Here is a 389-nt window from a genome sequence, read left to right as displayed (position 1 = left end):
ACGCGTACCTGGTTCCCCGGCCGTACCCGGTTTCGCTCGTATACTTACTGCTATGACTCAGTCGCTCACGGATCCCGGCGACACAGACCCCGCTCTGTGCGAACAAGGACGCGACCTCATCCGCGACGTGCTGGAACGGATCGGCGACAAGTGGTCCGTAGTCGTGATCTGCAAGCTCGCCGACACCACACGCGGGTTCAACGAACTGCGCCGCCTCAGCAGTCCCATCACCCAGCGGATGCTCAGCGCCACATTGCGCAGACTGGAGCGCGACGGGCTCGTAACGAGGACCGTCCACAACACCAAGCCCCCGCGCGTCGACTACGCCCTCACCCCGCGCGGGCTCAGCTTGCTGAAAATTGTCCAAGCTCTGGCCCGGTGGGCAGAGG

1 protein-coding gene is annotated in these 389 nt (G+C 64.3%); it reads left to right on the top strand.

The window, feature by feature from the left end; genetic code table 11:
* Nucleotides 1-52: 52 nt before the first annotated feature.
* Nucleotides 53-389: winged helix-turn-helix transcriptional regulator (locus AC1DUE_RS20615; protein WP_477041262.1), on the top strand; the 337-nt coding region annotated here is incomplete at its 3' end.

It is taken from the genome of Cellulomonas sp. P4_A2 (assembly GCF_056402515.1).
The sequence above is the reverse complement of the archived record's forward strand: the minus strand, read 5'-3'. Positions and strand labels throughout refer to the sequence as shown.